This is a genomic window from Cytophaga sp. (assembly GCF_051961495.1).
Classification (GTDB): domain Bacteria; phylum Bacteroidota; class Bacteroidia; order Cytophagales; family Cytophagaceae; genus Cytophaga.
Genome location: NZ_JBQCDF010000138.1, coordinates 1 through 4,893 on the forward strand (window position 1 = coordinate 1; position 4,893 = coordinate 4,893).

The following is a 4,893-nucleotide window of genomic DNA, read 5'->3' on the forward strand; positions in this document are numbered from 1 at the left end:
CAAACAGCCAGTACCCATCAACCAGGCTTTGTTGAATCAAAGCGTGCGTTGCAGTCGGACTGCCGAAAAGCAGGATCTCTTTGCTGCCTCCCGATTGTTTGATTTTATTTATGTTATCCGTGAGGTTGTCACTGATGATTGTAGTATTAGGTAGCTCTTTGCCCTGCATGGTTTTTGATAAAACAATTTTGTGTACATCCTTATACCATTTCGAATGCTCAATATCGTGCTTGGATGCACCTGGTTTGTCTGCCGCCGTTGGCCAGTAGCTTTCCATCATCTCATACGTTTTACGTCCGTATAATGCTGTATCACCTTCGCTGATGCGCTCGCCTACATGATCAAAGATTTCCTGGTCAACGTTGATCCAGTTCATTTCCCCGTTCGGACCTGCAACAAAGCCGTCCAGGGATATATGCATGAATGAAATAATTTTTCTCATAGGGTTGTTTGGTATGTATTTGCTCCGTTTAATTAGTTAAAATTATGTATTTATATATCGGTTTAACATGTTTAAAGATTTACTTTTTTATAGTTTAAAATAAGGTTCAACAGATTCCCTTAAACATTCAATTAATTCTTCATCCATGTATTTATATTCATCGGATATCTCAAGAATAATTATTTTTTTATTACAAGCTTCCTCTGGAAATTTTTCCATTATCCGTTGTTTATGCCTTTTTTCCATGGCAAAAATTATATCTGCCCATTCAATCATTTTTTTGTTGAGTTTAATTCTGGCAGAAGGTTCTGTACCGGCAGATCTGGCATTGATTCCCTGTGTGTTTTTATAAATTTCCTCTGCCGTAGGACTTCTCCAGATATTTCTGCTGCATACAAAAAGTATGTTCATCTAGCTTTATTTTTTTATTAAATATTCACTCTGGAAATTCTTAGTGGAAATTTTAATGATCCTCTTAAAAATCCAAAGCATGACTTACGTCTTGCATTACTTATTTGGCCACTTCAATTTACAAACACATCTGAAACCAAGGTTATCAGCAGGGCTGGTATATTTGAATACATGGTTCACCGTACAATCTGCATACGGATCTCTATAGCTGCCGCCTTTTGCAATGCCCTTTTCTAAAGTCATTTCAGAAACGTTCCCCAACATATTATAAATCCCCAAATTGTTCATTGGATAGTCCCAGACATAAAAAGGAGTTTCCAGATTCAGCCATGTATTTTCTTCTCTCTTGCAATTGAAGGGATAGTCGCTATGAACATTTTCATTGAACAATTTTAAATCTGTTTCCGTGATCCTGCTTCCGAGCCGTTGTAAAAAATGTACCGCATCTTTATTAACCTTCGTTTCAATCTTCTTCGCTGTATATACATGCGGATACTTACTTGTATCCGTACCTGACGCCGCGCATTTTATCCACTCTTCCTTTGTCGGTAATGAAAATTCGAAAACGGTATATTCAGGTGATTTCTTCATATATCCGTTAAGATTGTTGTAGTAAGCTGTAACTACTTCAGTTCTCCATTTGCAATACCGCACTGCAGCTTCATAACTGACATTCACCACAGGAAAATAATAGACTTGCTCACTTATATTATATTTCATAGCTTCCATCGCCGGGTTTGCATTGCGGTATGTTGTAGTATCACCCGAGAGCTGTCGATATTCATCCCAATCGAGGTTAGTCACTTCTGTTTCATCACAGAAAAGCAGCTTTTCAACCCATACAGCACCCGGCACATAAGAATAGTATTTGTATGCCAGTTCGCGGTCTTCCGGAATCATAAGAGGAGAAATTCCATGCACCGTCCAATCCGTTACGTCTTTTGAGTATCTTTTAAAAGCACCGGACTCATCATAATCTTTATAACGGCCTTTAAACTGATAAACAGCAGCACCACCTTCTACATTGTATTTAATATTTGTTTTCTCTCCGCCTGTGCCAACAGCTGTTGAAGTAGGTCTTCCCTGAGGTTTATTCAGAACAAAGCTGACACAAAAAATCAACGCGGGAATAAAGCATACATTTTTTATTTTGTGCACGATCCCAACGCTTCGGAAAAAGAATTGCTGCATACTGTTTTGAGTTATAAGAAAAGAAGTGATGCGGTAATTATTTATTATCAGATTATAATCTTTCATAAGTATACAAAAAACATCGTGTTTTTGTATCGGTTTCTTTCAAAAAAAGAGTAATCAACGAAGGACCCTACGCTTTCCCCAGAGGGAGACCAGGGGGAGACCACAGGGAGCCTAACCGGGAGGCCGGAATTTCGGTTAAAAACAGGTAGCGGTAAGGCGCAGGGGCATATGCAATCCCCCTGCAATACAATGATAGTGATGCGTGTATGCGATATGCCCCTACGATGTATGATAAAAAATTTCCGGTTCCGGGTTATTTACTTTGATCAGGTTTGATGTATCACCCAGCACTTCATCTACCAGACCATACTCCTTTGCTTCCAAAGCATTCAGATACCGGTCGCGCAGAAAGAATTCTTCAATTTCTTTCCAGCTGTGGCCGGTGTTTTTACCTATGATGTGAAACAACTGGCTTTGGATGCGCTCCTGTTCTCTTGTCGCGATACGTACATCTTCTGTATAACCTTTGGAGCCGCTGCTGGTAGGATGCATATGCACGGTTGCGTGCGACAGTGCATATCGCTTGCCTTTCGCGCCACAGGTTAACAGAGCAGTAGCCATACTGCCTGAAAAGCCTACGCACACCGTTGATACCGGTGCGGAGATCATTTTCATGGCATCATAAATGGCCAGACCGGCATACACACTGCCGCCCGGACTTTGTATGTACATATCAATCTGCCTGCCGGAATCCTGGCTGTTTAAATAGAGCAATTGTGCCACGATCAGATTCGCAACCTGATCATCGATTGCTGTGCCCAGAAAAATAATCCGTTCTTTCAGCAGCAGACTGTAAATATCATAGGATCTTTCGCCACGGCTGGTCTGGTCGATCACCATGGGAATTACATTGGCAGTTGGTATCATAATTACAGGAAGAAGATGTTAAGAATTCTTTTTCTGAAACTGTTGTGCTGCGGTTCGGTCATGAGCCGCTCGTGTATTTTCTCCAGCTCATTCCTGAGCTGCATGCGGCCGTAAGCACGTACCACTTCATAGGTGCGCTGCTGCCAATGTGTTTGATCGCAGAGTTCTGTATTCACGATCAGGCGCGCATCATAGACCAACCGGTCTTCCGGAGCGAGCTGGCCCGTCAGGTATTGTTCGGTTTCGAATATGTTATTCAAGGAAGTCCTCATACTGCTGCGCTTTTGATTTTACAAGGTCTCTTACTTTTTCAAGGCATTTGAATTTCTGTACGGTAGCTGAACGCACACCGGAATAGCCAAAACGTGCGGCAATTTTTTCCGCATTCTGATTTTCGTAATAAAATGCCTGCAGCAAGTCCATACACTTCTGCCCCGTTTGTTGCAGGAACAATAACAACCTTGAAGACACGACGGTCTTGCTTTGGTCAGGCAGATCCAGTGACTGCTCAGAAAGCTCCGTATAACGCTGCGCATCCAGATGCTTTTTATTCCATAAGTGTTTGGCGATCCCAAATACATAGGCCTTCTCATCTGTGATAGCATCTGCTGCCAGGTCCTTTTCATAGTAGATGATCAGGGCATCATGAAAGATATCTTTCGCTTCTTCCAAAGAGCCGCCCCGCCTGCTGATGTATTTACAGAGCGGAGGAAAAACCGACTGGTATAATGCCGTGAGCCGGACTTCTTTTTCTTCCGCTTCACAGGCTTCGATAAGTGCTGTCATAGGATTCCTTTTTTATAGTTAAGTGCGGCTGGCGAAGCAACTATCACCTTATTAAGGTAGGTTTTTTAATGGGCGTATGCAATACGCCGTTACGATACATGGTCGCAGCTGTTCGGGATTTGCAATTCCGAACGCAGATCAAAGCGATTTGTAATCGCTTTACTAACACTTGCTGGCGCACGCATTCGCTTGTGCCACGAACAAGTACTGAATACATATTAAATTCATTAACAAAGGTTAAAATTGGTATAATCCACGAAGGACCCTGGGAGGAGACCAGGAGAAGACCGAGAGAAGACCACAAGGAGCCTCTAGTATACTAACCACCGCCCTTGTCAGAGTTTCCCACCAAACAAATATATAAACAGCAACTCATATCCAGCGGGATCTCCGACAAACGACTGTTAGAGGAACGCTTTTTTTGTTATATTAAAAAGTTATGGATAAAACTATTTCGATTTGCCTTGATAAATACTTTGTTTTTAAAAGGAACAATAGTTATCAATCAGGTATACTTATAAAAATCGATCCCAGCGGGATCGCATCTTTATAGCAATAGCAGATTCAAATAAAAGTACGCACAATACCGAAGGTATTACTGATTCTTAAAACAATACCTTCGGTATTGTGCGGATAAACCTGTTTATTTTTTATTTGCTATAAATATTCGACCCCGCTGGGGTCGTGCTGCAGCAGCATGCTGCATATATCAATAGTAAATCGTTTAAATATTAATAGTATTTATGGATACATCTAAAATTATTTTTTACCTAATTTATAACTGGCAACATTTTTTAAAAAAGCTTGAACATTGTCGAATATTGTCTGAAAGATTTAGATAGATTCTCGTTCCTTACTCATATTAACTTTTGAGTGGTGTCAAACAGCTTGTCGGAGATCCCGCAGACTCAGTACTGCTCTAATGTTAGATTTACTGGCGGGAAACTGTTGCTGTTCGGGATTTGCAATCCCGAACGCAGATAAAAGAGATTTGTAATCTCTACTAAGCATAGAAACGGATTACAAATCCTTTTGATCTGGCTTCCGGATTGCAAATCCGGAAGAGCTGGTATTGGTCGGTGACGCTCGTTTATCTGATCGTTTTTCATAGTATAAATTCATTCTCGCTA

6 protein-coding genes are annotated in these 4,893 nt (G+C 41.1%); all 6 read right to left on the reverse strand.

The window, feature by feature from the left end; all coding sequences use genetic code 11:
• The coding region (locus ACTHJT_RS07040; protein ID WP_440237295.1) for a dihydrofolate reductase family protein at nucleotides 1-442 on the reverse strand (442 nt) is incomplete at its 3' end.
• Nucleotides 443-529: 87 nt separating this feature from the next.
• Nucleotides 530-853 (reverse strand): low molecular weight protein tyrosine phosphatase family protein, encoded by a 324-nt coding sequence (locus tag ACTHJT_RS07045; protein ID WP_440237296.1) that lies wholly within the window; start codon nucleotides 851-853, stop codon nucleotides 530-532.
• 96 nt (nucleotides 854-949) lie between these two features.
• Nucleotides 950-2,044, reverse strand: a complete 1,095-nt coding sequence (locus ACTHJT_RS07050; protein ID WP_440237297.1) for a formylglycine-generating enzyme family protein — start codon at nucleotides 2,042-2,044, stop codon at nucleotides 950-952.
• A gap of 285 nt (nucleotides 2,045-2,329) precedes the next feature.
• On the reverse strand, nucleotides 2,330-2,977 hold the full coding sequence (locus tag ACTHJT_RS07055; RefSeq protein WP_440237298.1) for a ClpP family protease: 648 nt from the start codon (nucleotides 2,975-2,977) through the stop codon (nucleotides 2,330-2,332).
• A gap of 2 nt (nucleotides 2,978-2,979) precedes the next feature.
• Nucleotides 2,980-3,249 carry a hypothetical protein gene (locus tag ACTHJT_RS07060; protein ID WP_440237299.1) on the reverse strand — a complete coding sequence of 90 codons (270 nt, stop codon included), beginning with the start codon at nucleotides 3,247-3,249 and terminating at the stop codon, nucleotides 2,980-2,982.
• Nucleotides 3,230-3,763 (reverse strand): RNA polymerase sigma factor, encoded by a 534-nt coding sequence (locus ACTHJT_RS07065; protein ID WP_440237300.1) that lies wholly within the window; start codon nucleotides 3,761-3,763, stop codon nucleotides 3,230-3,232. Before ACTHJT_RS07065 ends, ACTHJT_RS07060 begins: the two co-directional genes overlap by 20 nt.
• Nucleotides 3,764-4,893 lie beyond the last annotated feature (1,130 nt).

Coding starts and splice junctions, on each gene's coding strand:
- ACTHJT_RS07045 (WP_440237296.1), bottom strand. CDS start 853: ATGAACATACTTTTTGTATGCAGCAGAAATATCTGGAGAAGTCCTACG.
- ACTHJT_RS07050 (WP_440237297.1), bottom strand. CDS start 2,044: ATGCAGCAATTCTTTTTCCGAAGCGTTGGGATCGTGCACAAAATAAAA.
- ACTHJT_RS07055 (WP_440237298.1), bottom strand. CDS start 2,977: ATGATACCAACTGCCAATGTAATTCCCATGGTGATCGACCAGACCAGC.
- ACTHJT_RS07060 (WP_440237299.1), bottom strand. CDS start 3,249: ATGAGGACTTCCTTGAATAACATATTCGAAACCGAACAATACCTGACG.
- ACTHJT_RS07065 (WP_440237300.1), bottom strand. CDS start 3,763: ATGACAGCACTTATCGAAGCCTGTGAAGCGGAAGAAAAAGAAGTCCGG.